2 protein-coding genes are annotated in these 2,336 nt (G+C 72.0%); one reads left to right on the top strand and one right to left on the bottom strand.

The annotated features are described in order from the left end of the window. The coding region (locus VR44_RS38830; protein WP_211275225.1) for an RDD family protein at positions 1 to 875 on the bottom strand (875 nt) is incomplete at its 3' end. Between the two features lie 113 nt (positions 876 to 988). Between VR44_RS38830 and VR44_RS38825 the strand changes: the two genes are divergently transcribed. Then, complete coding sequence (locus VR44_RS38825) at positions 989 to 1,996, top strand: stage II sporulation protein M (RefSeq protein ID WP_045952396.1); 1,008 nt, start codon at positions 989 to 991, stop codon at positions 1,994 to 1,996. The last annotated feature ends 340 nt before the right edge of the window (positions 1,997 to 2,336 follow it).

Genomic DNA, 2,336 nt, shown 5'->3' with positions numbered 1-2,336 from the left:
GGCGCGACCGGCCGGGCGGACGGCAGCGGAGCCGCCACCGGCGCCACCGGAGCGGTGGCGGGCACACCCGGAATCCCCCCGTACACCACGGGCCCCTGCCCCTGTCCCTGTCCCGAGGCACCTCCCGCGGCGGCGAAGGCCCGGGCGGCGTCCCGCGACTGCCGCTCGTGCACCACGGCCATCAGGAACGCGGGCGCCGGCACCCCGGCCGGCGCAGGCGCCCCCGTCCGGGCCACCACGTCGTCCGCGAGCCGCGCCGCCATCACCGCACCCGTGTGCGGGTCCAGCTGGTCCATCCGCGTCAGGTACTGCCGTATCGCCAGCCACAGCCCGTCGGGCACGGCCGACAGGTCCAGCCCCGCGAACCGCCCGGCCAACCACGGCGGCGGCGCGGGCACGGGCAGCACCCGCGCCCCCGGCACCCGCTCCCGGACCACCAGCGTCCCCGCGAACACGTCCCCGAGCCGCCGGCCCCGCTCCGACACCAGCGACGCGATGCACGCCACCGTCCCGAAGACCATCAGCAGCTCCACGACCCCCATCGACCCGCGCACCAGCGCGTGCCGGAACCGGATCGGCCCGCCGTCCTCCCGCACCACCCGCAGCCCGCACGCCAGCTTCCCCAGCGAACGCCCGTGGCTCAGCGTCTCCACCGCGATCGGCACCCCGACCAGCAACAGCAGCATGCCCGCCACCGCCACGGCCGCCTGCGCCGCCAGATCGAGCCCGGCGGTCGCGACGGCCAGCCCGAAGAACACCAGCACGTACCCGGTGAAGTACACGGCCAGATCCAGCAGGAAAGCCATCGCCCGGCTCGGCAGCCGCGCCGGCCGGAGCCCCAGGACGACCGCGTCCCCCGTCACCAGACCGCTCACCGGACACACCTTTCCCCGGACCTGACCCGCCCCTGTTGACCCCAGTCTGCCAAGCTGACCGCAGGACAGACAGCCGTATCGGGCGGGGCCAGGGGCAGGGGAGCGACAACCGGATGGATCTCGACGTCTTCGTAGCCGCCCACCAGGCGCAATGGGACCGCCTGGAACAGCTCCTCGGCCGCGGCCGCAAGCTCACCGGAGCGGAGGCCGACGAACTCGTCGCCCTCTACCAGCGCACCGCCACCCACCTCTCCCTGATCCAGTCGAGCGCGCCCGACCCGCTGCTCACGGGCCGCCTCACCCAGCTCGTGGCCCGCGCCCGCTCCACCGTCACCGGAACCCGCCGGGCGAGCTGGCGCGACGCCGCCCGCTTCTTCACCGCGGGCTTCCCGGCGGCCGTCTACCGCAGCCGCCGCTGGTGGATACCCGCGGCGCTGCTCTCCACGGCCCTCGGCGTGCTCATCGGCTGGTGGATCGCCACCCACCCGGAGGTCCAGGCCGCCGTCGCCGCCCCGGAACAGCTCAAGCAGCTGACGCGGCCGGGCGGCGAGTACGAGACGTACTACTCCAGCCACCCGGCGGCCTCCTTCGCCGCGAAGGTGTGGACGAACAACGCCCAGGCCGCCGCCGTCTGCCTGGTCCTGGGTGCCTTCCTGGGCCTCCCGGTCCTCTGGATCCTCTTCCTGAACATGGCGAATCTCGGGGTGGGCCTGGGCCTGATGGCCTCGGCCGGCCGCCTCGACGTCTTCCTCGGCCTGATCCTCCCGCACGGCCTGCTGGAGCTGACCGCCGTCTTCGTCGCCGCCGGCACGGGCCTGCGCCTGGGCTGGACGGTCGTCGACCCGGGCCCCCGCACCCGCCGCGCGGCCCTGGCGGAACAGGGCCGCGCCGCCCTGGGCATGGCCATCGGCCTGGCGGTGGTCCTGTTCGTCTCCGGCCTGATCGAGGGCTTCGTGACTCCGTCGGGCCTCCCCACCTGGGCCCGCATCTCCATCGGCGTCGCCGCCGAGGCGGCCTTCCTCGCGTACGTCTTCGTCCTGGGCCGCCGCGCGTCGCATGCGGGTGAGGCGGGCGACGTGGAGGAGGCGGACCGGACGGCGCTGCTGCCGACGGCGGCGTGATGTGCGTACGAGCCCGTTCAGCTGCTAGTCTCCTCGTCGTCTCGCGAAGGGTGTTGACACACCCGGAGCGTGGAGGTAGATTCGAACGGTTGCCTCGAACTGGACAAGTTCGGCAGCGATGGTTTAAAATCTTCTTCGCCCCCAAGAATCCAAGGAATTGCATTCCGCTGGGGCACATCCAGCTCTGAATCCAGAATCTGAAGCCGGGAAATCCGGTGGAAAACTTCTGATAGAGTCGGAACCGCCGGAAAGGGAAAGCGTGAAAGCGCAGAACCTCGAAAGCATCGAGGAAATCGGGCCCGAAAGAGTCTGATAGAGTCGGAAACGAAGAAAGAACGAA

This window comes from Streptomyces katrae, from assembly GCF_000966975.1.
GTDB classification, from domain to species: Bacteria; Actinomycetota; Actinomycetes; order Streptomycetales; family Streptomycetaceae; genus Streptomyces; species Streptomyces katrae.
This window is presented reverse-complemented; position numbering and strand designations above follow the sequence as displayed.

Bases quoted from the DNA above. Each gene is read 5' to 3' on its own strand.
- VR44_RS38825 (WP_045952396.1), top strand. From the start codon at position 989: ATGGATCTCGACGTCTTCGTAGCCGCCCACCAGGCGCAATGGGACCGC.